The following is a 24,460-nucleotide window of genomic DNA, read 5'->3' on the forward strand; positions in this document are numbered from 1 at the left end:
AAAGATATGATTTCCATCACAAATTCGAAATCATATCTTTTTTGGACTTTTTCAGTGGCCTCCCTTGATTGAGGTGGTATTTTTAATTACTTTTTTAATAATATTATTTTGAGATTATTAAAAGATAATGTGAGATGACATTATGATAAGAAATAATAAAAATTGTGTAAAGAGATTATTGACAAAATATGAAAAGTACTATATTATTTATGCCAGATATTCATACTTACGAAAATAATAATTATATACATGAAAAACAAAAGAAAATTTTCACTTTCATTTAGTAGAAGTGAAAATTAAATGAATTTTATGAACAAAAAACTGCTAAAGTTAAAGAAAGGGGGAGCAACATGATAGAAAAAGAAGTGAAGCATATTGATTTTACAAAAGATAGAAGATTTATCGGACATCCTAAAGGGATGATGGTAACATCATCAATGGCTCTGGCTCATGCCTTTGGTAATTACGGAATGAGCGCTATTTTAATTTATTACCTTTATACTGCAGTAGCTGAAGGAGGTTTGGGCTTTTCGCAGACCAATGCAGCTCAGTTTGTAAACGTTTACAGCTCCTTATCCTTTATGGCTGGAGTTATTGGTGGTTATGTGGCAGACCGGTTTTTAGGTGTAAGGAAGGCTCTTACGATAGGATATGCAGTTAAAACAGTGGGTTATTTTCTCTTGGCTATTCCCGGGGGAGGACCGGTACTTTATCTGACCAGCCAGTTTATGTTGCTTGTTTCAGGCATGTGTATGGGAACCAGCCTTTATGCGCTTGCAGGAAAGCTTTATGAAGAAGGCGATGATAGACGTGACGGCGGATTCAGTATTATGTACGTTATGAATAACGTAGGTGCAGTAGCCCCAGTAATTACTGGAACGATAGCGCAGGTTTTAAACTACCACATTGGATTCTTATTTGCTGCTGTAATACAGCTTTTAGGATGGATACTTTATGTATTAACTCAGAATAGCATGTTTGGTGATGCGGGTCTTAAACCGGATGATCCGGTCTCAGAAGATAAAAGAAGAAAATCATTTTTTAAAATTGCAGCTGCAATATTCATATTTGCAGCAGTCGTTATAGGCATGTTGGCATCGGGAATTTGTACTCCAACTACTTTATGTAATGCAGTCAGCATTATAAGTATTTTTATTCCATTAGCATATCTTGTTTATATTTATACCAGCAAAAAAACAACTAGAGAGGAAGCAGTCAGAATTATTCCGTTCGTTTTCATTTTTGTGGCAAACTGTTTTAATATGATGATATGGAATCAGTCTACTACTATTTTAGCAATTTACGCAGCGGAACGTGTTAATATGAACTTTTTTGGGCTTGAACTGACACCAGCAGCCTTCCAGACTGTTCCAGCAGTTTTTGCAGTAATATTTGGAATATTTGCCAGTGGCCTCTGGACAAAATTAGGTGATAAGCAGCCCAGCACATCATTAAAGTTTGGAATTGGAACGGTTTTCTGGGCGCTTGGACCTTTATTTATGATTATACCATTTATGCTATATTCAGTTGATGTAAAAGTAAGTCCGATGTGGTTAATGATTTTCTATGCATTGGTAATATGGGGTGAAGCAATGACTTCACCAGTTGGAATGTCGGCTTCTACAAAGGTTGCTCCAGTTGCTTTTACTGCACAGATGGTAACAGTTTGGCAGTTAAGCCAGTCTACAGGTTCCGGATTAAGTGCTCTTGCCGTAAACTTTTATAAAGAAGGAAGTGAAAGTCTCTATTTTTTGGGGATAGGAGGAGTTACCCTTTTTGTAGGAATGATACTGTGGGTATTCAGTAGGAAATTAAGTGAGTTAATGGAATAATCGCAAGATTGTAAGAGAAATAAGGAGAAGTGTGAAATGATTTTATTGGCAAGGAATGTAATTACGGGGGACGGCAAAACCTGTCTGAAGAATATGGCAATTTTAATAGGAAAAGATGGAAAGATTGAAAAAATAGCTCTTTTTACACAACTTAAAATGGAATTTTCCCTAGAAGAAGTAAAAGATTATGGAAATGCTTCTATTTTACCAGGATTATTTGATATGCATGTGCACCTTGGGTATTACTACAGTTAACCTGATCTGGCTGAATATGATGACTTCTTATATGATACAGTATGGACTGACACCTTTGGAAACAGTCAGAACAGCTACTTTGAATGCGGCTTCAGTATTGGGAATAGAAGAGAAGACAGGACATTAAAAAGAAGGACTTCCGGCGAATTTTCTAATAACGGAAGGGGATATTTCAAATGATATTGAAAAGCTTGATAGTGTAATTTGTGTTTTTAAAGATGGAAAGCTAGTATATGAAAATAAAAAGGAGAGATGAATTTAATGAATGAAGAAAAGCTATTATCTTATATGGAAGAAAAACATTTAGATGGATTCTTTGTATCAAAGAAGGAAAATGTACGCTACATCAGTGGTTATACAGGAGATGACAGTTATTTGTTTATTACAAATTCTGCATATTTCTTTCTTACGGATCCAAGGTACACAGAGCAGGCAGCAGCTGAATGTCCTCAGTACAAAGTAGTGAACTGGAGAAAACCAGGTAGGACAATAGGAGACACGGTTGGAGAACTGATGGAGGAAAACGGACTTTCCACTCTAGCTTTTGAAGCAGATAATATGAATTTTGCAGATTATCAGATATTCAGTCAGGCAATTAAGGGAGAACTCGTTCCTGAAATTGGTGTAATCGAAAAAATGCGCCAGATTAAAAATAAACAGGAAATTGAATATCAAAAGGCAGCATGTGAAATTTCTTGTCGTGCACTGGAAAAGCTTTTACCTGAAATCAGAGTGGGGGTAACTGAAAAAGAGTTGGCTGCTAAGCTGTCCTTATATATGGTTATGGAAGGTGCGGACACGATGCCTTATGGAAATATTCTGATATCTGGAGCCAGAACCTCTCTTTTACATGGAATTCCTTCTGAAAAGGCAATCGAATATGGAGATTTTGTATTGATGGATTTCGGCTGCCAGGTACATGGCTATATGTCAGACATGACGAGAACGGTTGTAGTTGGAAAGGCAACAGACAAGCAGAAAGAAGTGTATGAATTGGAAAAAAAGATGGTAGAGGACAGTCTTGCTGTGACAAAAGCAGGGGTTACTGGAAGGGAGATTTATCGAGCATCCTTGAAGGCCTTGGAAGGAACAGAATATATGGGATATCAGTATACTAATATTGGTCACGGTATAGGACTTTTTGTGCATGAAGGTCCATTTTCTTCAGAGTCTGATCAGACACCGTTGTTATCTGGAAACGTAAGGACGATTGAGCCTGGAATTTATATTCCTAGCTGGGGAGGGGTAAGAATAGAGGATCAGATACTTGTAACAGAAGATGGTTATGAAAATATGGTTCGTTTTACCCATGATTTAATAGAGTTATAGTAATAATAAAAGGCTTTTCTGTATATTTGCATTCAAAATTTTAGCTGAAGTGTTAATGACAGCTTGATTTATCCAAAACATAATGGGAATTTCTGCCGATGATACGTTGTACACATGGATCATCGGCAGAAATTTTATCTAAACCTATATTCCAATACCAGTTAGTTGTCAAGTTTTTAGCTTTTTTCACAGTAAGATTATAATACAAATTCATCTCCATGAACAAAAGGATTTGGAGTGTTTACTGTCAATATTTTTACAATGCGGTTTGTTTTATTAATCCAGTTATGCGGTAAATTAGAATGGATTTGTATACTATCGCCAGGGTTCAGGCAATACTCACCGCCATCCAAATATACAATGAGGACACCTTCTAATACGTAGATGAACTCTTCACCATAATGATGATACATTTCTAATTCATCAAGATCTGTATTTGCAAACGGCATAAGATGAAAGATTCTTGGAAGGTAGTTAAATTCATCAATATTGTTAGTTAAAATATACTGGATAATCTGAGGACTAACCTGACTGCAGCGTAATTCAAAACTGCGGCTGACTGGATATTTTTTTTCAGAATCCGAGGCAGAGTCAAAAAAGACAGACATGCTGACACCGAGGATTTCAGCCAGCTTAGCTAGTGAATCAATAGCGATAGAAGAGATCCCACGTTCTAATTGTGAAAGAAATCCGATAGATAGTCCGGATTTTTCGCTTAGTTGCTTTAAAGTATATTTTTTTGCTGTTCGAAGTGCTTTTAATTTAGCACCTATAGTAATGTTATGATCCATAATTGTAACCTCCTCCAATACTAAATTATTTATAAGCTTCATTGTTCTCACTATATAAGATGAAAATGAAAACGTCAACCCCAAAACATGAAAGAGTTTCGCTATAATGAAAATTATTTCGTTAATAATGAAAATATGAAAGATTATCATTGTTTTTTTAAACTGGTTTCCTTTATATGCTGCGGGCTTTACAGTACAAGAGCAGGCAATAATCTGGATCGTATAATAATAGGAGCCATCTTTCTGATGGTTCCAGGAATACCGTTAACCAACTCAGTACGGAATTTTCTTGAGAATGATTACAGAACTTATGAGCGAGAAAGGCCACATCTGAAGAAGTGGGCTTTCTCGCTCATAAATTCTGTAAGACATATTAATGAATACCAATTATCTTGGCAGAATACATTCCATAATTTTGTCATTGTATGATCTTAATGAAAGATTTTTTATGATGATGATAATAAGGAACAATGTGTATATTAATAAGATTTTAGTCAGGAAAAAATATTGAATAAAAACAAAGTGTAAAATATTAAAATTCCTCTATACTTATAAGTACAGAGGAATTCCTATTGTAAAAAATTAGTATAAGCTATATAATATATTGGACTATAAAAATAGAGGATGAGAAATTGATGGATTTTTTACCTATATCAAGAAAAGATATGAAAAAAAGAGGATGGGATCAATTAGATTTTATTATTGTTTCTGGTGATGCATATGTGGATCATCCTTCTTTTGGAACAGCAATAATAAGTAGAGTATTAGAAGGTCGTGGATATAAGGTGGGGATTATACCTCAACCTGATTGGAGAACTGTTGATGATTTTAAGAGGTTAGGGAAACCTAGATTAGCTTTTCTTATAACTGGAGGAAATATAGACTCTATGGTAAATCACTATACTGTTGCCAAAAAAAGAAGAAAAGATGATCTTTATTCTCCAGGAGGAAAAAGTGGTTATCGTCCAGATAGAGCAACCATAGTATATAGTCATAAGGTAAAGGAAGCTTATAAGGATGTACCTATTGTATTAGGTGGAATAGAGGCAAGTCTTAGAAGACTAGCCCATTATGATTACTGGGATAATAGAGTAAGAAGATCAATATTATTAGATTCTAGAGCAGATTTATTAGTATATGGAATGGGAGAGAAACAAATAGTAGAGATAGCAGAATCCTTGGAAAGTGGACTACCTATAGAAGAGATAACTTATATAAAGGGTACTGTATATAAGACAATGGATAAAGACAGAGCCTATGAACCAATAGTATTAAATTCTTATGAAGATATTATAAAGAATAAAAGAAGATATGCAGAAAGTTTTATGATTCAATATAGAAATATGGACTCAATACAGGGAAAACCATTAATAGAACCTTATAAAGATAATTATTATATTGTACAGAATCCTCCACAAGTACCTATTAATAGAATAGATTTAGATGATATATATAAACTTCCTTATATGAGAAATTATCATCCCATATATAATGATAAAGGTGGCATACCAGCAATAAAAGAAGTTAAATTCAGTATTATTAGTAATAGAGGTTGCTTTGGAAATTGTAATTTTTGTGCTTTAGGTTTTCATCAAGGAAGAGTAATACAGTCAAGAAGTCATGAATCTATATTAGAGGAAGCTGAAAAAATAGTAGATGATAAAGAATTTAAAGGATATATCCATGATGTGGGAGGACCTACAGCTAATTTTAGAAATAGAGCTTGTAAAAAGCAGGAGAAATATGGAGTTTGTATAAATAAACAATGTTTATTTCCAAACCCATGTAATCAATTAGAGATAGACCATAGGGATTATCTTAATCTTTTGAGACGTTTAAGGAAAATACCAGAGGTAAAAAAAGTATTTATTAGGTCGGGGTTGAGGTATGATTATCTAATTCATGATAAGGATGATAAGTTTTTTAAAGAGTTATGTGAGTATCATATAAGTGGTCAATTAAAAGTTGCTCCTGAACATATATCACCAGAAGTATTAGATAAAATGGGTAAACCTAAAAGAGAAGTCTATGAGAAATTTATAGATAAATATGAAAAAATAAATGAGAAATTAGGGATGAATCAATTTGTGGTACCATATTTAATGTCTAGTCATCCTGGATCTACATTAAAAGATGCTATTGAATTAGCAGAGTATCTAAGGGATATAAATCATAGACCAGAACAAGTACAAGATTTTTATCCTACTCCGGGAACATTATCTACGTGTATGTATTATACAGAGTTAGATCCTAGAAGTATGAAAAGAGTATATATCCCCAAATCTCCTCATGAAAAGTCAATGCAACGAGCTTTGATTCAGTATACATTACCTAAAAATTATCAACTTGTAAAAGAAGCTTTGTTAAAAGCCGGCAGAAGGGACTTAATAGGACATCATAAGAAGGCATTGATAAGACCAAAAAATAATTAATTAACAAAATGTCCTAGAATGTTGTTTATTCTAGGTATTTTTATTAATCAAATGAAAAATATAGATAAAAAATATTAAAAAAAAGTAATAAACCTATTGATTCATAGAATAAAATAATATACAATAGGAAAATAATCAGATTATAATAAATATTTAAAAAATAACAATACAGTATTCGTGGAGGAGGTAATTATAACTGGAATTATATATATTTTATACTTGTCTGATTATTTAATAATATAAATGAATTAGGGGGATGGTAATAAATGGAAGAAAATAACAGAGGACAATGGGGCTCCAAGCTGGGATTTATTTTAGCGGTTATTGGTTCAGCGGTTGGCTTAGGAAATATATGGAGATATCCCTATCTATTATATTCAAATGGAGGAGGAGCATTTTTAGTACCATATTTTATAGCATTATTTACTGCAGGCATACCATTAGTTATATTAGAATATGGATTTGGTCATAAGTTTAGAGGTTCAGCTCCATTATCTTTTGCTAGAGCAAATAGAAAGTTCGAATGGCTTGGTTGGTGGCCTAGTATTACATCATTTATAATAATGATTTATTATACACTTATATTAAGTTGGGCAATGAATTATTTATTTTTCTCTTTTGGTCAGACTTGGGGTATAGATACTAATTCATTCTTTTTTGGGGACTTTCTACAGGCTAGTAGTGGACCTTTCGATTTAGCTGGAATAAGATGGCCAATTTTTATTGGAATAGCTTTTATTTGGTTTGTCAATTGGTTTGTAACTTATAATGGAGTTTCTGGTGGAATAGAGAAATTAACGAAGGTATTAATACCAGCTTTGGCTATTATCATGGTTATTATAGTTATTAGAGGAGTAACATTACCTGGAGCAACATTAGGATTAAATAAATTATTTACTCCAGATTGGTCTAAAGTTAAGGATTTAAATGTATGGATGGATGCCTACGGGCAAGTATTCTTTTCTTTAAGTATAGCAATGGGTATATTAATAACATATTCTAGTTATCTTCCTAAGAAAACAGATATAAATAATAGTGCATTTATCACTGCCTTTTCAAATAGTGGATTCGAGTTTTTATCGGCTATTGGAGTTTTCGGAATATTGGGATTCATGGCTACTAGTCAAGGAATACCTATCGAAGAGGTGGCAAATGAGGGTATTGGACTTGCATTTGTAGTTTTTCCAAAGGTATTCTCATTAATGGGATCATTGGGTACTGTATTTGGAGTATTATTTTTCTTAGCATTAGTTTTTGCTGGATTAACATCTAGTATTTCATTATTTGAAGCTTTTTCTAGTGCGATAATAGATAAATCCGGTATTAAAAGGCAAAAAATAGTTACTATAACAGCTATTGTTGGATTTTTAGTAAGTATTGTGTATGCTACAGGGGCAGGATTATTTATACTAGATATTGTTGATGCATTTATTAATTCATTTAGTATAGTAACGATAGGATTATTAGAAGCATTAATTATTGGATGGGTAATTGGAGCAGATAAGATAAGAAGTCATAATAATTCGATTTCAATATTTAGAGTAGGAAAATGGTGGGAAGTAATGATAAAGTTTGTGACACCTGCTATTTTGACATATATGCTTATAACTAAAATTATAAGTGAATTTAAAAACCCTTATGGTGGTGGAGATTATACTACTTCAGCATTAGTATTATTAGGTTGGGGACTTGTAGGCGCTATTATAATATTGTCATTTGTAGTAAATAAAACCAAATGGAAAAAAGGAATGTTAGAAGAAAATAATTATGTTGAGGAGGAAAATTAGATGACTGGTGTATCCATAGCATTTTTCTTATTTGGTGCGGTAGTATTGTGGGGAGGATTAGCTGTTACTTTGACCATTGCTTTAAGAGATGGTAAAAATAATTAAATATAAAAAACAAAACATCATTTTTAAAAATGATGTTTTGTTTTGAAAAAAATAATTATATTTATAAATTTGAATTTTGTAATAATTGCCAGTAATAGGTATGTTATAATATAACTAATGATAAATTATATATAAGGAGGTATAAAATGTTAAAGTTTAATAATTACAAATATGAACGACCTAATATGAAAGAGTTAGAGGAAAGTTTTAATAAATTAATTGATAAATTTAATAATGCTGATTCTTTTGAAATTCAAAACAATGTAATGAAAGAAATTAATCGCTTAAGAAATACTTTTGAGAGTATGGAAAATCTTGTGGCAATCAGACATAGTATTGATACAAATGATGAATTTTATGATGAAGAAAAAGATTTTATGGATGATGCTACTCCTACATATCAGGGATTAGTAAGTAAATTTTATAAAGCATTGACTGAATGTAAATTTAGAGATGAGTTGGAGAAAAAATGGGGAAAACAAGTATTTAAAATAGCAGATTTACAATTGAAAACTTTCTCTCCAGAAATAATTGAAGATTTAAAAAAGGAAAATAAACTTTCTAGTGAATATACTAAGCTTAGGGCGTCAGCTAAGATTCAATTTGAAAGAGAAGAAAGAAATTTATCTCAAATGGGACCATTTCTTCAATCTAAGGATAGAGATATTAGAAAAAAAGCTCAAGAAGCTTTTAATAAATTTTTTGAGGAAAATGAGAAAAAATTCGATGATATGTATGATGAAATGGTAAAAGTTCGTCATAATATTGCTAGAAAATTAGGATATAGAAACTTTATTCAATTAGGTTATGATAGACTTACAAGAAGTGATTATAATGCCAAAATGGTGGCTAATTATAGAAAACAAGTTTTAGATAATATAGTTCCTATTGCTATTAAATTAAGAAAGAGACAGGCAGATAGATTGGGGTTAGAGAGCCTTAGATATTATGACGAGCCCTTAGAATTTTTGACAGGTAATGCTACTCCAAAAGGAGAGCATGATTGGATGTTGGAAAATGGAAAGAAAATGTATAAGGAATTGTCTAATGAGACAGATGAATTTTTTAATTTCATGCTTGATAAAGAATTATTAGATTTAATGGCTAAAAAAGGAAAAGCTGGAGGAGGATATTGTACTTTTATAGCAGATTATAAATCTCCATTTATATTTTCCAATTTTAATGGAACTTCAGGAGATGTAGATGTACTTACCCATGAGGCAGGCCATGCTTTTCAAGTATATTCTAGCAGAAATTATGAATTACCAGAGTATGTGTGGCCTACATTAGAAGCATGTGAAATACATTCAATGAGTATGGAATTTTTTGCATGGCCATGGATGGAACTATTTTTTAAAGAGGATGTGGAAAAATATAAATTTGCCCATCTAAGTGGAGCATTATTATTTATTCCTTATGGGGCAACAGTAGATGAATTTCAACATTTCGTTTATGAAAATCCTACTGCAACTCCGGCAGAAAGAAAGACTAAGTGGAGAGAAATAGAGAAAAAGTATCTTCCAAATAGAGATTATGAAGATAATGAGTTCCTAGAAAGAGGAGGATATTGGTTTAGACAAGGACATATATTTAGTAATCCTTTCTATTATATAGATTATACATTAGCTCAAGTTTGTGCATTCCAATATTGGGTTAAATCTAAGGAAAATAGAGACTCTGCTTGGGATAGTTATTTAAAGTTATGTAAAGCAGGAGGAAGTAAGTCTTTCCTGGAATTAGTAGAGTTAGCTAATCTTGATAATCCTTTTGAAGATGGAAGTATAAGTAAAGTTACTGGACCAATAGAAGAATGGCTAAATAGTGTTGAAGATAAGAAATTGTAATATGAAGTAAAGTTGATTGCTCATTAGAGTAATCGACTTTATTTTTTGTATAGGAAAGTTTATTTAATAAAAGTTTTAGACTATTGATGAATACAAGGGTTAATAGTTATAGAAAATATTGGAAGACAATAAAAAATAGGAGTTGTAGGGGATGAAATCCCCTGCCGTATTAGAAGGGTGCTCAGGTGCATGCATTACGCACCGTCAAAGGGAAACTAGGTTTCCCTAGTGAAGCGGACACGTTTCTAGTCTGCCTTTTTATATAAACCTATTTTTAGAAAAGATGAAGATTATAATATATACGGTTTAATTCAGAATTAATTATAGTATAATGTAGATATATTATATAACTAGAAGGGGAGATATAGGAATGGAAAAGAAAGAAGAATTAAATGAAATATATGATACCCTAGTTAGAGTTTCTAATGCTATAGTTAGTGTGATTAATATTGATATTACAATAGTAGATAAAAATTTAAATAGAATAGCTGGTACAGGAAAGTATCTTGATAGTATAGGAGAAAAGTTAGACAGAAATTGTTTGTTTTCATATTCCTTAAGAAAAGGAGAAAGTTTTATTGTTGAAAACCCTAAATATCATAAGGCCTGCATAAATTGTGAAAATAGAAAAAAGTGTAAAGAACAGGCTCAGGTTTGTTGTCCAATAATAGTTGATGGTAATGTTGAAGGAGTAATAGGATTAATAGCTTTTAATGCTGAACAGAAAAGTATAATTGAAAAGAATAAAAGAAATTTATTAGAATTTTTAAATAGAATGGCAGATTTAATTTCATCAAAAATAAAGGAAAATAGAAAAAATGAAGAAACAATATTGATGGCTGAAGAATTAGAAATATTATTGAATTCAATGGATACTGGAGTTATATCTACTGATGATAAATATAAGATAAAAAGATATAATTCCATAGCAAAAGAAATGTTTAATATAGGAGAAAATAATTATATAGATAGAATCATAAAAGATATTCATATAGCTGATATGAAAAAGAAAAAGTGTCAAATTCATAATAAGGAATTTGAATATACGAATAATGATAGAAAATATAGAGCTTTTTATAATGTAAAACCAATAATTATAGAAGGTGAAGTTACAGGATGTATATTTACATTTAATAAAATGAAAGAAATGTTAAAGGTAGTGAATGATTTATCTAATACAAATATGACAACTACATTTGATGATATAATCGGAGATAGCTTAGAGCTTGATAGAGTAAAGGATTATGCAAGAAGAATATCTAAAGGGAATTCTACTGTACTTGTACAGGGAGAAAGTGGTACAGGAAAAGAATTATTTGCTCGAGCTATCCATAATTCAAGCGATAGAAGAAATAAGCCATTTATAGCTTTGAATTGTACAGCAATTCCAGAGAATCTTATAGAAAGTGAATTATTTGGATATGCAGAAGGTGCTTTTACAGGAGCTAAAAAAGGAGGCAAATTAGGAAAATTTGAATTAGCGCATAAGGGTACGATTTTTTTGGATGAAATAGGAGATATGCCCTTACATCTCCAAACTAAATTATTGAGAGTTCTTCAAGAAAATGTTATAGAGAGAGTTGGAGGAAATAATATTATTCCTGTGGATGTTAGAGTGATAACTGCGACAAATAAGATATTAGAAGATAAAGTTAAAGATAGAGAATTTAGAGAAGATTTATATTATAGATTAAATGTAATTCCGATAAATCTTCCATCATTAAGAAATAGAGTAGATGATGTAAATATATTAGCTTATAACTTTTTAAAGAAATTTAATTATAAATTAGATCGTAACATAAAATATATCGATGAAAGTGTTATAGATTTATTTAAAAGATATAATTGGCCGGGAAATATTAGGGAACTTGAAAATGTAGTAGAATATGCAGTTAATATGTGCAGTTCAGACACTATAAAATTAAATAATCTTCCTAGAAAATTTAAAGAGTCAACTGTATATAAAAATAAGACTATAGATAATATTATTCCATTGAGAGAATTAGAAAGAATAGAAATAAAGAAAGCATTGATAAAGTTTGGCAGAGATAAGAATGGAATTGAGCAAGCTTCTAAAAATTTAGGTATAAGTAGATCTACAATATATAGAAAAATAAAAGAATATGATATATAAAAAGTCTCAAATTGAAATTTAAATCTCAATTTGAGACTTTTTATATTAATTGCTAGTATCAATTTGAGATTTATAATTAATAAATGTGATAATTATCTAATGGCATGGATATTGCATAAACAGTATTAATAAAAATACTGTTAAGAGGATGATAATATGAAATTAGGAAAAATAATTATTGATATATTGAAAGATGAAGTTGTACCTGCCATGGGATGTACTGAACCTGTAGCTGTAGCTTTTGCGTGTGGAAAGGCTAAAGAAATTTATGATGGTGATGATAAAAATATAGAGAAGATTGAGGTTTTAGTAAGTCCTAATATATATAAAAATGGTTTAGGTGTAGGGGTTCCTAATACTAAGGAAATTGGATTGGATATAGCCGGTGCATTAGGATTAATTATAGGTAATGGAGACAAAGGATTGGAAATACTTGAAAATGTTACAGAGAAACATATTGTAGCGGCTCATACTTTAATGGAAAGTAATAGGTTTGATGTGAGTATAAAAGATACTATAGAAAAAGTATTTATAGAGGTTAATATTAAATCTAAAAATCAGGATATTAAACTTATTATAAAAAACAAACATAATGAGATTAATTATATTGAAAAGAATTCTAAGATTTTATATGAGAAGGAAGGGAATGTGAAATCTAGTTCAACAAAAGATTTTAGTTATATACAAAAACACAGAATAAGAGATATTATAAGAGAGATTGAAAATATGGACAGTGAAGATTTAGAATTTTTATTAGATGGACTAGTCATGAATTCAAAAATTGCAAAAAGAGGACTTGAGGAGAAGTTAGGAATTGGAGTAGGGTATAAATATAAGGAAATGATGCAGAAAGCAATAATATCTAATGATATATTTAATAGTGCAATGGTTCTTACTGCAGCTGGGGCAGATGCTAGAATGTCAGGAATTAATATGCCTGTTATGAGTTCTAATGGTAGCGGAAATAATGGACTTACAGCTATACTTCCTATAGTAGCTTATAATAATAAATTTCCTCAAAAAAAGGAAAAGCTTGTTAAGGCTCTTGCTATAAGTCATATAATAAATTGTTATATAAAAGGTCATATAGGAAGATTATCGGCATTATGTGGTTGTGGAGTAGCTGCTGGAACAGGAGCTAGTGTAGCTATAACCTGGCTTATGGGGGGGAATTATGATCAGATAGATGGAGCAATTAAAAATATGATAGCTAATGTAAGTGGTATGATATGTGATGGAGCAAAAGGAAGCTGTGCTTTAAAAGTATCTACGTCAGCATCAGTAGCTATTCAATCAGCTTTTTTATCAATGAATGATGCTATAGCTCCTGAAAAGAATGGAATTATATCAGAAACATCGGAAGAAACAATAAAAAACTTAGGGTTATTAAGTACAGATGGAATGGATAAAACAGATGGAGTTATTTTAAATATAATGCAGAATATGGCGTAAATTAAGCTAACCCTGACATTTGTCAGGGTTAGCTTATTACTTCTATAGGTTGAATACATTTTGCAAAATATACCGTACTGATATCATCTCCTCGGTCGTTTTCGAACATATGGAAAAGTGTATATCCATAGTTTTTAAGAAGTCTCATTTGAGGGAAATTAGAAGACCAAGTTCTTCTAACTATAAATGGAAGAATTAAATCATCAGGTAATTTTTGCTCTATAAACCTATTAAACTTAGAAGCTATTTTTTGTCCTCGATATTCTGGATGAACACATGCTATTTTCACATAATTACATGGCGTATACTTTGCTATTAAATCTTCATAATAATTATGATAAAAAATTGAAAAACCTACTAATTTACTTTCATCTAGAGCTAATATAAACTTTGATGTATCTGTAAATAGACATTCAAAGTAGTTTATAGGTCCTAAAGGATTATTCTCCCTAGAGGATAAAGGTGGATAAAAATCCTTATCACATAAAAGTAGTATTTCCCAAATACTATCTTTAAAAGGGAGTATTTCAATCAAATTATCAATGAATTTTAATTTTACCATGGTCACCTCATCACGTTCTATTGAAATTCGGAATAGAAATCCGTATAAAAATTATATAATAGTAGTTATAAAATAGCAATATATTAAATAAAAAATTTAATATATTAAATTTAAATGATTTTAGAATTTTTTATAAGAAATAATTATGAATAGTATGTCTATTATTTATCATGGATTAAATAAATTAATTTTGCTATAATATTTTATTGAGAGGAGGAGATAAGGTGGGTATTGTAAGCTTTTTAAAGTTAGTTGAGATTCAAACTAAGGTAGCAAGTATGATCCCTTTAATTTTAGGAACAGTATATACATTATATAGATATGAAGATTTTCATATTGAAAACTTTCTTTTAATGTTTATTTCATTGTTATCATTTGATATGGCAACAACCGCAATAAATAATTATATTGATCATAAAAAGGCTATAAAAACAGAAGGTTTTGGCTATGAAAAGCATAATGGAATAGTAAAATATGGTATTAAAGAAAGTACAGTAAGAATTATTATAGGAGTACTTTTGATTATAGCCATAGTTTTTGGTGTATTGCTATTTTTAAATACAAATTTAGTAGTATTATTTTTAGGAATTATATCTTTTGGAATAGGGGTATTATATACTTTTGGACCTATTCCAATATCTAGAATGCCGTTGGGAGAAATTTTTTCAGGTTTTTTTATGGGTTTCATAATACCATTTATATCCATTTATATCCATGTATATAATGAAGGTATTGTATCAATATTGTTTAAAGGCGCAACTATAAGTATTTCATTGACAATTATAGATATAATAAGTATATTTTTGATATCCTTACCAGCAGTATTAGGCATATCCAATATAATGTTAGCCAATAATCTATGTGATATGGAAGAAGATATAGAAAATAGAAGATATACTTTACCTATATATATAGGTAGAGAAAGTGGATTAAAATTATTTAAATATTTATACTATATAGGTTATATAGATATAATTATATTGATTTTTTTAAAGGTATTACCTGTGATTTCTTTATTGGCACTATTTACTTATATTCCTGTAAAGAAAAATATAGATTTATTTTTTAAAAAACAAACTAAAAAAGATACGTTTGTTGTGGCAGTGAAAAACTTTGTAATGATTAATATAATTCACATATTTGCTTTATTATTAGGTATAATAATTAATTTTTTATTATAATAATAGCATGAAAATCTGATTATCTGCATAAACACTGGACTTACCACACTTTATCAAGGGTAAAAACAAGCAATTTACCATTAAATTACTACTTATGAATGAGCTTTGATACGACGATTACCCTAGATAAGTGAAGAAACAAAGATACTTCCTATAACAAAATGAATATGTAAAAGGTAGACACTTATTAATGAATGTCTACCTTTTGCACTTTGTTGTTAAATGTCATAACTTAAAACAATTAGCTCGCCTTTTTTCCCGTTTCTTCTAACACCTTTATCAACAAATCCAACTTGCTTGTATAAGTTTTGAGCTGATTCATTCTTGATATTTACAGCTAGGACAATTTCTTTAATTTCTGGATAAGTAGCTTTTACGAAATCTGGTAATAGTCTTAACGATTCCTTTGCGTGACCTTGTCTAACATATCTAGAATCAGTTGAAAAGCTTCTAAGTAACATAGATTGTGGTTCATTAGTATATGTAAGTTTATCAGAATCTTCATCTAGCACAAAGAATGTAACTAAATTGGTTTCTGAATAAGCTAGTATGGAATGATGTTTAGGATTTTTCTCGGAAATGATTATATTATCTTGCGGTGCTCCTGTATAATACTTCATTTCATCAGTGAGAAAGTAATTCTCAACATCTTCTTTGTATTTTGTTTCATATTCCACTAAGTACATTTTATTCGCCACCTTTAATCAATCTATAAAGTATGATACCACAAATTATACTATTTGAATCACAAAAATGGACACTTCAATAATTGATCTGTCCATTTTTTTACCCAATTTTGAAAGGACGTGATACTACGAAAACTGAAAAACAAGCAAATAAAGGTCGTTCCCCACCGTACAGACCATCAAACAAATAAGATTCATTCAACCATAAAAAAGAAAGGATAGGTAAAAATATGGAACTTAAATTTGTGATTCCCAACATGGAAAAAACATTCGGCAATTTAGAATTTGCTGGCGAGGATAAAGTCGTTCAGCGAAGAATCAACGGACAACTAACCGTTTTATCTCGAAGCTATAACCTCTATTCTGATGTTCAACGAGCAGATGATATTGTGGTTGTGCTTCCTGCTGAAGCTGGCGAAAAACATTTTAGCTTTGAGGAACGTGTAAAGTTAGTCAATCCACGTATTACCGCAGAGGGCTATAAAATCGGTACTCGTGGTTTTACCAATTATATTTTGAACGCTGACGACATGGTAAAAGAATAAAGAAAGAGAGGAAAAATTATGAGATTAGCAAATGGCATTGTATTAGATAAGGACACGACTTTTGGAGAATTGAAATTCTCTGCTCTACGTCGTGAAGTGAGAATCCAAAATGAAGACGGTACGGTTTCTGATGAAATCAAAGAACGTACCTATGACTTAAAATCCAAAGGACAAGGACGCATGATTCAAGTGAGTATTCCTGCCAGTGTTCCTTTGAAAGAGTTTGACTATAACGCAAGAGTGGAAATCATCAATCCAGTTGCAGATACCGTCGCTACCGCTACCTTTCGAGGGGCAGATGTTGACTGGTATATCAAGGCAGATGATATTGTATTGACAAAAGATTCTAATACTTTTAGAAATCAGTCACAACCTAAAAAAGAACCAGCTACGGATAAATAGTCACGCTACTTCCATTAGAGAGAAAGGAGGAAATTACGCATGAAACAGCATGTCTTTCGTGGTAAAAGGATTCGTCCGAGTGACAAAGATTTAGTCTTTCATTTTACAATAGCTACTTTATTGCCTGTTTTCCTGCTGGTTGTCGGACTGTTTCATGTTAAGACAATCTAGCAGATCAACTGGCAGGACTTTAACCTATCACAAGCGGACAAGATTGACATTCCCTATTTAATCATTAGTTTTAGTGTCGCAATTCTTGTCTGCTTTCTGGTGGCATTTCTATTTAAACGGTATCGCCATGATACAGTGAAACAACTCTACCACCGTCAGAAGCTGGCAAAGATGGTTCTTGAAAACAAGTGGTATGAATCCGAACAGGTCAAAACAGATGGCTTCTTCAAAGATTCGTCCAGTCGTACAAATGAAAAGATAACCTACTTCCCTAAAATCTATTACCGCCTTAAAAATGGCTTGATACAGATACGAGTGGAAATCACGCTAGGGAAATATCAAGACCAGTTCTTACACTTGGAAAGGAAATTAGAAAGTGGTTTGTATTGTGAGCTGACAGACAAAGAGCTAAAGGATTCGTATGTGGAATATACCTTGCTCTATGACAATATCGCCAGTCGCATTTCTATTGATGAAGTACAAGCCAAAGATGGCAAACTACGATTGATGGAAAATGTGTGGTGGGAATATGACAAGCTCCCTCACATGCTCATAGCTGGTGGTACAGGTGGCGGTAAAACCTATTTTATCCTAACGCTCATTGAAGCCTTGCTTTATACGGATTCTAAGCTCTATATCCTTGACCCAAAGAACGCTGACCTAGCCGACTTAGGCTCTGTGATGACAAACGTCCACTACAAAAAATAAGATATGCTGTCCTGCATTGACCGTTTTTATGAAGACATGATGGCTCGCAGTGAAGCTATGAAAGAGATGGAAAACTACAAAACAGGCGAAAACTATGCCTACTTAGGACTTCATGCAAACTTTCTTATCTTTGATGAATACGTGGCTTTCATGGAAATGCTGGGAACAAAAGAAAATACCGCAGTCTTAAATAAGCTGAAACAGATAGTCATGTTAGGTCGACAAGCTGGATTCTTTTTAATACTGGCTTGTCAACGTCCAGACGCAAGATATCTAGGCGACGGAATCCGTGACCAGTTTAATTTTAGAGTTGCTTTAGGTCGTATGTCTGAAATGGGTTATGGCATGATGTTTGGTAGTGACATACAAAAGGATTTCTTTTTGAAGCAAATCAAAGGTCGTGGCTATGTCGATGTAGGAGCAAGTGTCATATCAGAATTTTACACTCCCTTAGTACCACAAGGACATGACTTTTTGGAGGAAATAAAGAAATTAACAAACAGCAGACAGTCCACGCAGGCGACGTGCGAAGCAAAAGTCGCAGGTGTGGACTGATCTTGCTGGCTGGTGTGGCGATAGCCACGCCAGCACTTAACCCCCCGTATCTAACAGGGGGGTACAAATCGACAAGAAACAGGCAAAAAAATAGCAGAAAATCTTTTGGTTACAAGGGATTTAAAAAATTTAGGTGTATGTCAAATGAGCTTTAAAAGTTGACATACGCCTTTTTGATTGGAGGGATTTAACTGAATGAACAAACTTGGGTACAGCATTTAAAGGAAAAACGCTTGGCTTTTGGACTTTCACAAAACCGACTGGCTATTGCTACAGGCATTACAAGGCAATATCTTAGCGACATTGAAACAGGCAAGGTTAAACCATCAGATGAATTACAACTAGCACTTTTAGAAAATCTGGAACGCTTCAATCCCGACGCTTCCCTTGAAATGCTCTTTGACTATGTAAGGATTCGGTTTCCAACAACAGATGTACAGCATGTGGTCGAAGAAATTTTACGTTTGAAACTTTCCTATATGCTCCATGAAGACTATGGCTTCTATTCCTATACAGAACATTATGCTTTAGGCGATATTTTCGTCCTATGCTCCCATGAGATAGACAAAGGTGTTCTGGTGGAATTGAAAGGTCGTGGGTGTCGGCAATTTGAAAGCTATCTCTTAGCACAACAAAGAAGCTGGTATGAATTCTTTATGGACGCTTTGGTGGCTGGTGGTGTGATGAAACGCCTTGACCTTGCCATCAATGATAAAACAGGGGTTTTGAATATCCCCACATTGACGGAAAAATGCCGACAGGAAGAATGTATATCCGTCTTCCGCAGTTTTAAAAGCTATCGCAGTGGAGAACTGGTACGCAAAGATGAAAAGGAATGTATGGGAAATACGCTTTATATCGGTTCACTACAAAGTGAAGTCTATTTCTGTATCTATGAAAAGGACTATGAGCAATACAAGAAAAATAATATTCTCATTGAAGACGCAGACGTAAAAAATCGTTTTGAAATCCGACTGAAAAATGAACGTGCCTATTATGCAGTCACTGATTTATTAGTCTATGGCAATCCAGAACGTACAGCTTTTAAGATTATCAATCGGTATATCCGTTTCGTAGATAGAGACGATTCAAAACCTCGTTCCGATTGGAAACTCAATGAAGAATGGGCTTGGTTTATTGGAAACAACCGTGAACAATTAAAACTGACTACTAAACCAGAGCCTTATTCTTTTCAGCGGACGCTCAACTGGCTTTCCCATCAAGTCGCACCCACATTAAAAGTTGCCATCAAACTTGATGAAATCAATCAGACGCAAATTATCAAAGACATACTCGACCATGCAAAATTGACGGAACGACATGAAAAGATTTTGAAGCAACAGTCAGCAAGAGATAGGGACGTGATAACTTAAAATCTTAACTCAAACACAAATCCATTGAATACAGAAAGGAGAACATTTTTATGAATTTTGGACAAAACCTTTATAACTGGTTTCTATCAAACGCTCAATCACTGGTGCTTTTAGCAATCGTTGTAATTGGCTTGTATCTTGGATTCAAGCGTGAGTTTAGTAAACTCATTGGCTTTCTCATCATTGCCATTATTGCAGTAGGATTGGTCTTCAATGCTTCTGGTGTGAAAGATGTGTTACTAGAACTATTTAATCGAGTTCTGGGGGCTTAAATTACACCGTTATTTTGTGGAAGATAAGTGGTTTTCTTATGTTCTGCAAAATAATGGTACACCAAACGAAGTGCGGTAGGGATTTTTCAATCTCTACAAAGAAAGGACGTGAATACATGGACGATATGCAAGTCTACATTGCGAATTTAGGCAAATACAATGAGGGCGAATTGGTCGGTGCTTGGTTTAAGTTTCCCATTGATTTTGAAGAAGTCAAAGAGAAAATCGGTTTGAATAATGAATATAAGGAATTCGCCATTCACGACTACGAATTGCCCTTTGAGATTGGCGAATATATGTCCATTAGCGAACTCAATCGCTTATGGGAAATCGTATCGGAACTACCCGAAGAACTACAAGCAGAGTTATCCGCTTTGCAATCCCATTTTGGGAGTATTGAAGAATTAAGCGAACATCAAGACGATATTATCATTCATTCTGATTGTGATGATATGTCTGATGTGGCACGTTATTATATTGAAGAGACAGGAGCTTTAGGCGAAGTTCCTGCAAACCTAAAAAACTATATTGATTATGAATCCTATGGTCGTGACTTAGAAATTGAGGGAACATTCATTTCTACGAATCATGGGATTTTTGAAATCTTATACTAAATCTATTAGTAAATAGAAAGGTTGAATGGGATAGGAGAAGAAAGTTTGTAGGATTTTAAGTGCATTAACTAACCCCAAGAAAATACGAGTGCAGTAATCATATATTTGTTATTGCACCCCGTTTTAAAATTAAGTATTCAATCTTCATCAAAATCTAAAAACTTATGAGCAGGAATCTCTAGAATTTCAGCAATATCAAATAACGTACCAAGTGATACCGTTCGATTAATATTAGGAGCTTCCACTGCACCGATAAATGAAAGATTCTTATCAAGTTTTTCTGCTAGTTGTTCTTGTGTCATATCTTTTAATTTCCTATAATAGCTAATTTTTAAACCTAATTTTCTGTATTTTACTTTATGTCCTTCTTTCAAGATACCACCTCATTTCATATATAAAATTCTATCAAAAGATATTGACTATTTGTATTTGATGTAATGCAATAATTATTGTATATAAAACAATAATAGTTATGCATAAAGCAATTTATATTGAATGGAGGGTTGACTATGACTGATTATCAATCAATGTACAAAGTATTGTTTCAAAAGGTTACGGGTGTGATAGAAGAATTACAAAACGTTCAACGCCAGACAGAGGAAATGTGTATATCCTCTGAACCGACAGACATAAGGAATATTGACATTGATAAAACAAAAGATGAAAAGCCTGATATGGAATAGATAAAGGTGGGTGTAAAGAATGGGGAAGATTCTACAGGCACTATATGAAGGAGAGATTTATCCAGAACGACAGTATCGTCCTAAGATTAAGGAATATGAAAAGTTGTGGAAAGAGTATTATAAAAATCATGAGGATTTTATAAAGAAAATCGGAAGTCCTCTTGATAAACAATTCATTCAGATAATGGACCAACAACTGGATATGTTTCCTCTTGAATTGTCAGAGACGTTTCTTGATGGATTCCGTCTTGGAGCAAGAATGATGATAGAAACTTTTGAGGACAAGGATTAAAGAGAAATAACGGATAAAATTCAAAGGATTAAACAAATGAATATATTAGATTAGCGATTAGAGAATCAAATCTAGTCGCTTTTTTTCAAACTTAAAAATAAAACGGATAGATTTTCTATTTTACGGGGTGGCTCAATCAGCTACCCCTATTTTTATGAGAGGATTGATACCATGAAGAAAATACGAAGCTACACCAGTATCTGGTCGGTGGAAAAGGTACTCTATTCCATCAATGATTTTAGACTTCCGTTCCCCATCTCATTTACTCAAATGACATGGTTTGTTGTGTCACTCTTTGCAGTGATGTTACTTGGAAGCCTACCACCCCTTTCACTAATAGAGGGAGCATTTTTAAAATACTTTGGTATTACCCTTGCTTTGACGTGGTTTATGAGCCAGAAGACCTTTGACGGTAAAAAGCCTTATGGATTTTTAAAGTCTGTCATTGCTTATGCACTGCGACCAAAGCTGACTTATGCAGGTAAAACTGTAAAACTCAATAAAAAACAACCACAAGAAGCCATTACGGCAGTAAGGAGTGATTTTTATGGCATATCCAATTAAATATATTGAAAATAACTTAGTCTGGAATAAAGATGGCGAATGTTACGCTTACTATGAGCTTGTTCCTTACAACTATTCCTTTCTTAGTCCAGAACAGAAAATACAAGTACATGATTCTTTCAGACAGTTAATCGCACAAAATCGTGATGGCAAGATTCATGCCTTACAAATCAGTACAGAATCCAGCATACGTTCTGCACAAGAGCGTTCTAAAAATGAAGTCACTGGAAAGCTCAAAGCGATTGCCTATGACAAAATCGACCAGCAGACGGACGCTTTAATACCCATGATTGGAGAAAATCAAGTGGATTACCGTTTCTTTATCGGCTTTAAATTGCTTCTAAACGATCAAGAGTTTTCCATGAAAAGTCTTACGAAAGAAGCAAAAAACACTCTGTCCGATTTCGTTCATGATGTGAACCATAAGCTCATGGGGGATTTTGTGAATATGAGTAATGATGAAATCTGGCGTTTTCAAAAGATGGAAAAATTGCTGGAAAATAAAATCTCTCGTCGCTTCAAAATCCGTCGATTGGATAAAGACGACTTTGTCTATCTGATTGAACATCTTTACTTACAAACAGGTATTGCCTATGAAGATTATGAGTACCATCTATCAAAGAAAAAACTGGATAATGAAACACTGATTAAATACTATGACTTGATTAAGCCCACTCGTTGTCTTGTGGAAGAAAAACAGCGTTACTTGAAAATCCAGCAGGAAGACGAAACGGCTTATGTGGCTTACTTTACCATTAACAGTATTGTAGGCGAACTGGACTTCCCATCTTCTGAAATCTTTTACTACCAGCAACAACAATTTACATTCCCGATTGATACATCAATGAATGTGGAAATTGTGGCGAATCGCAAAGCCCTAACCACTGTTCGCAATAAAAAGAAAGAACTAAAAGACTTGGATAATCACGCATGGCAAAGTGATAACGAAACCAGCTCCAATGTGGTGAAAGCTCTGGAAAGTGTGAACGAGCTGTAAACCAATTTAGACCAAAGCAAAGAATCCATGTATAAGCTCTCTTATGTTGTAAGAGTATCAGCGAATGACCTTGACGAACTCAAACGTCGTTGTAATGAAGTCAGAGATTTTTATGACGATTTAAGCGTGAAGCTGGTTCGACCATTTGGGGATATGCTGGGCTTACATGAGGAATTTTTACCTGCCAGCAAGCGTTATATGAATGATTATATTCAGTATGTAACCTCTGATTTCTTAGCTGGTCTTGGCTTTGGAGCTACTCAAATGCTGGGCGAAAGGGATTTCCTCTCGTGATGGCGAACGCTTCCCAGTTTTAAGAAAAGCCATTCGTGCTGTAACTAACAGTGAAGAAAGAGGCTTGTTGAAAGTTATCGAGGAATTACGGGTTGAGGGTACGCCAATGAGTACCAGCATAGCCGACCATATCGAAAGTTTCACGGACTACGACTTCGCCCATCTATTATTCAGTGATGGCTATGTGGAACACTCTATTAGTCTTGAAAAACAACTGAACATTATACAAGTTGCCGACTTGGTACTTCCCGACAAGGAAACCTCTTTTGAGGAATATACCACAATGGAACTTTTATCCGTTGCCATGTTGATTGTCATTAGTACCTTTGCTTTAGATTTTATCCATACAGATCGCAGTATCTTTAAGATTGTGGACTTAGACGAAGCATGGAGTTTCCTACAAGTAGCACAAGGTAAAACCTTGTCTATGAAGCTGGTTCGTGCTGGTCGTGCTATGAATGCAGGCGTATATTTCGTTACTCAAAATACAGATGACCTTTTAGATGAAAAACTGAAAAACAATCTGGGCTTAAAATTTGTAAGCGACAAAGATTTGACGTATAGAAACCAGATAAAATCAATGATATAATAAATCCAGTA

25 protein-coding genes and 1 pseudogene are annotated in these 24,460 nt (G+C 32.9%); 22 read left to right on the forward strand and 4 right to left on the reverse strand.

The features are described from left to right. Positions 1-350: 350 nt before the first annotated feature. The 3 genes from GOQ29_RS00365 to GOQ29_RS00375 all read left to right on the forward strand — a co-directional run bounded on the left by GOQ29_RS00365 (position 351) and on the right by GOQ29_RS00375 (position 3,416). Positions 351-1,832: a peptide MFS transporter gene (locus tag GOQ29_RS00365; protein ID WP_203370372.1), complete on the forward strand. Its 1,482-nt coding sequence runs from the start codon at positions 351-353 to the stop codon at positions 1,830-1,832. A gap of 36 nt (positions 1,833-1,868) precedes the next feature. Then, on the forward strand, positions 1,869-2,087 hold the full coding sequence (locus GOQ29_RS00370) for a hypothetical protein (RefSeq protein ID WP_203370373.1): 219 nt from the start codon (positions 1,869-1,871) through the stop codon (positions 2,085-2,087). 261 nt (positions 2,088-2,348) lie between these two features. Then, positions 2,349-3,416, forward strand: coding sequence for a M24 family metallopeptidase (locus GOQ29_RS00375; RefSeq protein WP_252187462.1), 1,068 nt, complete (start codon positions 2,349-2,351; stop codon positions 3,414-3,416). Positions 3,417-3,613: 197 nt separating this feature from the next. Here the strand turns inward: GOQ29_RS00375 and GOQ29_RS00380 are convergent, their stop codons facing one another. Beyond that, positions 3,614-4,207: a helix-turn-helix domain-containing protein gene (locus GOQ29_RS00380; protein WP_203370375.1), complete on the reverse strand. Its 594-nt coding sequence runs from the start codon at positions 4,205-4,207 to the stop codon at positions 3,614-3,616. Between the two features lie 135 nt (positions 4,208-4,342). Between GOQ29_RS00380 and GOQ29_RS00385 the strand changes: the two genes are divergently transcribed. The 7 genes from GOQ29_RS00385 to GOQ29_RS00415 all read left to right on the forward strand — a co-directional run bounded on the left by GOQ29_RS00385 (position 4,343) and on the right by GOQ29_RS00415 (position 13,961). Then, the gene (locus GOQ29_RS00385; protein WP_252187463.1) at positions 4,343-4,636 is read left to right on the forward strand and encodes a threonine/serine exporter family protein; all 294 of its coding nucleotides are present in this window, start codon (positions 4,343-4,345) and stop codon (positions 4,634-4,636) included. 206 nt (positions 4,637-4,842) lie between these two features. Next, entirely contained in the window at positions 4,843-6,639 is a 1,797-nt protein-coding gene (locus tag GOQ29_RS00390; protein WP_203370377.1) for a YgiQ family radical SAM protein, read from the forward strand. A gap of 266 nt (positions 6,640-6,905) precedes the next feature. Beyond that, a complete protein-coding gene (locus tag GOQ29_RS00395) occupies positions 6,906-8,426 on the forward strand; it encodes a sodium-dependent transporter (RefSeq protein ID WP_203370378.1) in 1,521 nt (506 codons plus the stop codon). Beyond that, positions 8,427-8,531 carry a MetS family NSS transporter small subunit gene (locus GOQ29_RS00400; protein WP_203370379.1) on the forward strand — a complete coding sequence of 35 codons (105 nt, stop codon included), beginning with the start codon at positions 8,427-8,429 and terminating at the stop codon, positions 8,529-8,531. Between the two features lie 146 nt (positions 8,532-8,677). Beyond that, the gene (locus tag GOQ29_RS00405) at positions 8,678-10,375 is read left to right on the forward strand and encodes a M3 family oligoendopeptidase (RefSeq protein ID WP_203370380.1); all 1,698 of its coding nucleotides are present in this window, start codon (positions 8,678-8,680) and stop codon (positions 10,373-10,375) included. A gap of 370 nt (positions 10,376-10,745) precedes the next feature. Next, entirely contained in the window at positions 10,746-12,509 is a 1,764-nt protein-coding gene (locus GOQ29_RS00410; protein WP_203370381.1) for a sigma-54-dependent Fis family transcriptional regulator, read from the forward strand. 156 nt (positions 12,510-12,665) lie between these two features. After that, complete coding sequence (locus tag GOQ29_RS00415) at positions 12,666-13,961, forward strand: L-cysteine desulfidase family protein (protein ID WP_203370382.1); 1,296 nt, start codon at positions 12,666-12,668, stop codon at positions 13,959-13,961. 28 nt (positions 13,962-13,989) lie between these two features. Here GOQ29_RS00415 and GOQ29_RS00420 read toward each other — a convergent pair whose 3' ends face one another. Further along, positions 13,990-14,523: a GNAT family N-acetyltransferase gene (locus tag GOQ29_RS00420; RefSeq protein ID WP_203370383.1), complete on the reverse strand. Its 534-nt coding sequence runs from the start codon at positions 14,521-14,523 to the stop codon at positions 13,990-13,992. Positions 14,524-14,747: 224 nt separating this feature from the next. Between GOQ29_RS00420 and menA the strand changes: the two genes are divergently transcribed. After that, positions 14,748-15,704 carry a 1,4-dihydroxy-2-naphthoate polyprenyltransferase gene (menA, locus tag GOQ29_RS00425; protein WP_203370384.1) on the forward strand — a complete coding sequence of 319 codons (957 nt, stop codon included), beginning with the start codon at positions 14,748-14,750 and terminating at the stop codon, positions 15,702-15,704. Positions 15,705-15,922: 218 nt separating this feature from the next. Here the strand turns inward: menA and GOQ29_RS00430 are convergent, their stop codons facing one another. After that, positions 15,923-16,390: a GNAT family N-acetyltransferase gene (locus tag GOQ29_RS00430; RefSeq protein ID WP_203370385.1), complete on the reverse strand. Its 468-nt coding sequence runs from the start codon at positions 16,388-16,390 to the stop codon at positions 15,923-15,925. Positions 16,391-16,620: 230 nt separating this feature from the next. On the opposite strand from GOQ29_RS00430, the gene GOQ29_RS00435 reads away from it, so the two are divergent. The 7 genes from GOQ29_RS00435 to GOQ29_RS00465 all read left to right on the forward strand — a co-directional run bounded on the left by GOQ29_RS00435 (position 16,621) and on the right by GOQ29_RS00465 (position 21,030). Further along, positions 16,621-16,935, forward strand: coding sequence for a YdcP family protein (locus GOQ29_RS00435; RefSeq protein WP_203370386.1), 315 nt, complete (start codon positions 16,621-16,623; stop codon positions 16,933-16,935). 18 nt (positions 16,936-16,953) lie between these two features. Further along, on the forward strand, positions 16,954-17,337 hold the full coding sequence (locus tag GOQ29_RS00440) for a YdcP family protein (RefSeq protein ID WP_207750621.1): 384 nt from the start codon (positions 16,954-16,956) through the stop codon (positions 17,335-17,337). Positions 17,338-17,679: 342 nt separating this feature from the next. Continuing rightward, on the forward strand, positions 17,680-18,216 hold the full coding sequence (locus GOQ29_RS15175; RefSeq protein WP_484477043.1) for an FtsK/SpoIIIE domain-containing protein: 537 nt from the start codon (positions 17,680-17,682) through the stop codon (positions 18,214-18,216). A gap of 57 nt (positions 18,217-18,273) precedes the next feature. Continuing rightward, positions 18,274-18,771, forward strand: coding sequence for a hypothetical protein (locus tag GOQ29_RS15180; protein ID WP_484477044.1), 498 nt, complete (start codon positions 18,274-18,276; stop codon positions 18,769-18,771). Positions 18,772-18,962: 191 nt separating this feature from the next. Next, on the forward strand, positions 18,963-20,144 hold the full coding sequence (gene mobT / locus GOQ29_RS00455; RefSeq protein ID WP_203370395.1) for a MobT family relaxase: 1,182 nt from the start codon (positions 18,963-18,965) through the stop codon (positions 20,142-20,144). A gap of 50 nt (positions 20,145-20,194) precedes the next feature. Continuing rightward, on the forward strand, positions 20,195-20,416 hold the full coding sequence (locus GOQ29_RS00460) for a hypothetical protein (protein ID WP_203370388.1): 222 nt from the start codon (positions 20,195-20,197) through the stop codon (positions 20,414-20,416). Positions 20,417-20,532: 116 nt separating this feature from the next. After that, complete coding sequence (locus GOQ29_RS00465) at positions 20,533-21,030, forward strand: antirestriction protein ArdA (RefSeq protein ID WP_203370389.1); 498 nt, start codon at positions 20,533-20,535, stop codon at positions 21,028-21,030. Between the two features lie 137 nt (positions 21,031-21,167). Here the strand turns inward: GOQ29_RS00465 and GOQ29_RS00470 are convergent, their stop codons facing one another. Next, positions 21,168-21,404 (reverse strand): helix-turn-helix transcriptional regulator, encoded by a 237-nt coding sequence (locus GOQ29_RS00470; protein WP_203370390.1) that lies wholly within the window; start codon positions 21,402-21,404, stop codon positions 21,168-21,170. A 135-nt stretch (positions 21,405-21,539) separates the two neighbouring features. Between GOQ29_RS00470 and GOQ29_RS00475 the strand changes: the two genes are divergently transcribed. The 4 genes and pseudogenes from GOQ29_RS00475 to GOQ29_RS00490 form a co-directional block, all read left to right on the forward strand. Then, the gene (locus GOQ29_RS00475) at positions 21,540-21,713 is read left to right on the forward strand and encodes a hypothetical protein (protein WP_203370391.1); all 174 of its coding nucleotides are present in this window, start codon (positions 21,540-21,542) and stop codon (positions 21,711-21,713) included. 19 nt (positions 21,714-21,732) lie between these two features. After that, positions 21,733-22,005, forward strand: a complete 273-nt coding sequence (locus GOQ29_RS00480; RefSeq protein ID WP_203370392.1) for a DUF6809 family protein — start codon at positions 21,733-21,735, stop codon at positions 22,003-22,005. Between the two features lie 171 nt (positions 22,006-22,176). After that, the gene (locus tag GOQ29_RS00485; protein ID WP_203370393.1) at positions 22,177-22,569 is read left to right on the forward strand and encodes a conjugal transfer protein; all 393 of its coding nucleotides are present in this window, start codon (positions 22,177-22,179) and stop codon (positions 22,567-22,569) included. Continuing rightward, positions 22,553-24,446 (forward strand): annotated as a pseudogene (locus GOQ29_RS00490) (ATP-binding protein); the annotation flags it as partial. The gene GOQ29_RS00485 and the pseudogene GOQ29_RS00490, both read left to right, overlap by 17 nt. Positions 24,447-24,460 lie beyond the last annotated feature (14 nt).

Source organism: Anaeromonas gelatinilytica, assembly GCF_016820635.1.
GTDB classification, from domain to species: domain Bacteria; phylum Bacillota; class Clostridia; order Tissierellales; family SIT17; genus Anaeromonas; species Anaeromonas gelatinilytica.

Bases quoted from the DNA above. Each gene is read 5' to 3' on its own strand.
- GOQ29_RS00485 (WP_203370393.1), top strand. From the start codon at position 22,177: ATGAAGAAAATACGAAGCTACACCAGTATCTGGTCGGTGGAAAAGGTA.
- GOQ29_RS00410 (WP_203370381.1), top strand. From the start codon at position 10,746: ATGGAAAAGAAAGAAGAATTAAATGAAATATATGATACCCTAGTTAGA.
- GOQ29_RS00480 (WP_203370392.1), top strand. From the start codon at position 21,733: ATGGGGAAGATTCTACAGGCACTATATGAAGGAGAGATTTATCCAGAA.
- GOQ29_RS00415 (WP_203370382.1), top strand. From the start codon at position 12,666: ATGAAATTAGGAAAAATAATTATTGATATATTGAAAGATGAAGTTGTA.
- GOQ29_RS00400 (WP_203370379.1), top strand. From the start codon at position 8,427: ATGACTGGTGTATCCATAGCATTTTTCTTATTTGGTGCGGTAGTATTG.
- GOQ29_RS00370 (WP_203370373.1), top strand. From the start codon at position 1,869: ATGATTTTATTGGCAAGGAATGTAATTACGGGGGACGGCAAAACCTGT.
- GOQ29_RS00430 (WP_203370385.1), bottom strand. From the start codon at position 16,390: ATGTACTTAGTGGAATATGAAACAAAATACAAAGAAGATGTTGAGAAT.
- GOQ29_RS00420 (WP_203370383.1), bottom strand. From the start codon at position 14,523: ATGGTAAAATTAAAATTCATTGATAATTTGATTGAAATACTCCCTTTT.
- GOQ29_RS00475 (WP_203370391.1), top strand. From the start codon at position 21,540: ATGACTGATTATCAATCAATGTACAAAGTATTGTTTCAAAAGGTTACG.
- GOQ29_RS00365 (WP_203370372.1), top strand. From the start codon at position 351: ATGATAGAAAAAGAAGTGAAGCATATTGATTTTACAAAAGATAGAAGA.
- GOQ29_RS00375 (WP_252187462.1), top strand. From the start codon at position 2,349: ATGAATGAAGAAAAGCTATTATCTTATATGGAAGAAAAACATTTAGAT.
- GOQ29_RS00390 (WP_203370377.1), top strand. From the start codon at position 4,843: ATGGATTTTTTACCTATATCAAGAAAAGATATGAAAAAAAGAGGATGG.
- GOQ29_RS00395 (WP_203370378.1), top strand. From the start codon at position 6,906: ATGGAAGAAAATAACAGAGGACAATGGGGCTCCAAGCTGGGATTTATT.
- GOQ29_RS00465 (WP_203370389.1), top strand. From the start codon at position 20,533: ATGGACGATATGCAAGTCTACATTGCGAATTTAGGCAAATACAATGAG.
- GOQ29_RS00460 (WP_203370388.1), top strand. From the start codon at position 20,195: ATGAATTTTGGACAAAACCTTTATAACTGGTTTCTATCAAACGCTCAA.
- GOQ29_RS00385 (WP_252187463.1), top strand. From the start codon at position 4,343: ATGAAAGATTATCATTGTTTTTTTAAACTGGTTTCCTTTATATGCTGC.
- GOQ29_RS00380 (WP_203370375.1), bottom strand. From the start codon at position 4,207: ATGGATCATAACATTACTATAGGTGCTAAATTAAAAGCACTTCGAACA.
- GOQ29_RS00440 (WP_207750621.1), top strand. From the start codon at position 16,954: ATGAGATTAGCAAATGGCATTGTATTAGATAAGGACACGACTTTTGGA.
- GOQ29_RS00405 (WP_203370380.1), top strand. From the start codon at position 8,678: ATGTTAAAGTTTAATAATTACAAATATGAACGACCTAATATGAAAGAG.
- GOQ29_RS15180 (WP_484477044.1), top strand. From the start codon at position 18,274: ATGAAAGAGATGGAAAACTACAAAACAGGCGAAAACTATGCCTACTTA.
- GOQ29_RS15175 (WP_484477043.1), top strand. From the start codon at position 17,680: ATGGTTCTTGAAAACAAGTGGTATGAATCCGAACAGGTCAAAACAGAT.
- GOQ29_RS00435 (WP_203370386.1), top strand. From the start codon at position 16,621: ATGGAACTTAAATTTGTGATTCCCAACATGGAAAAAACATTCGGCAAT.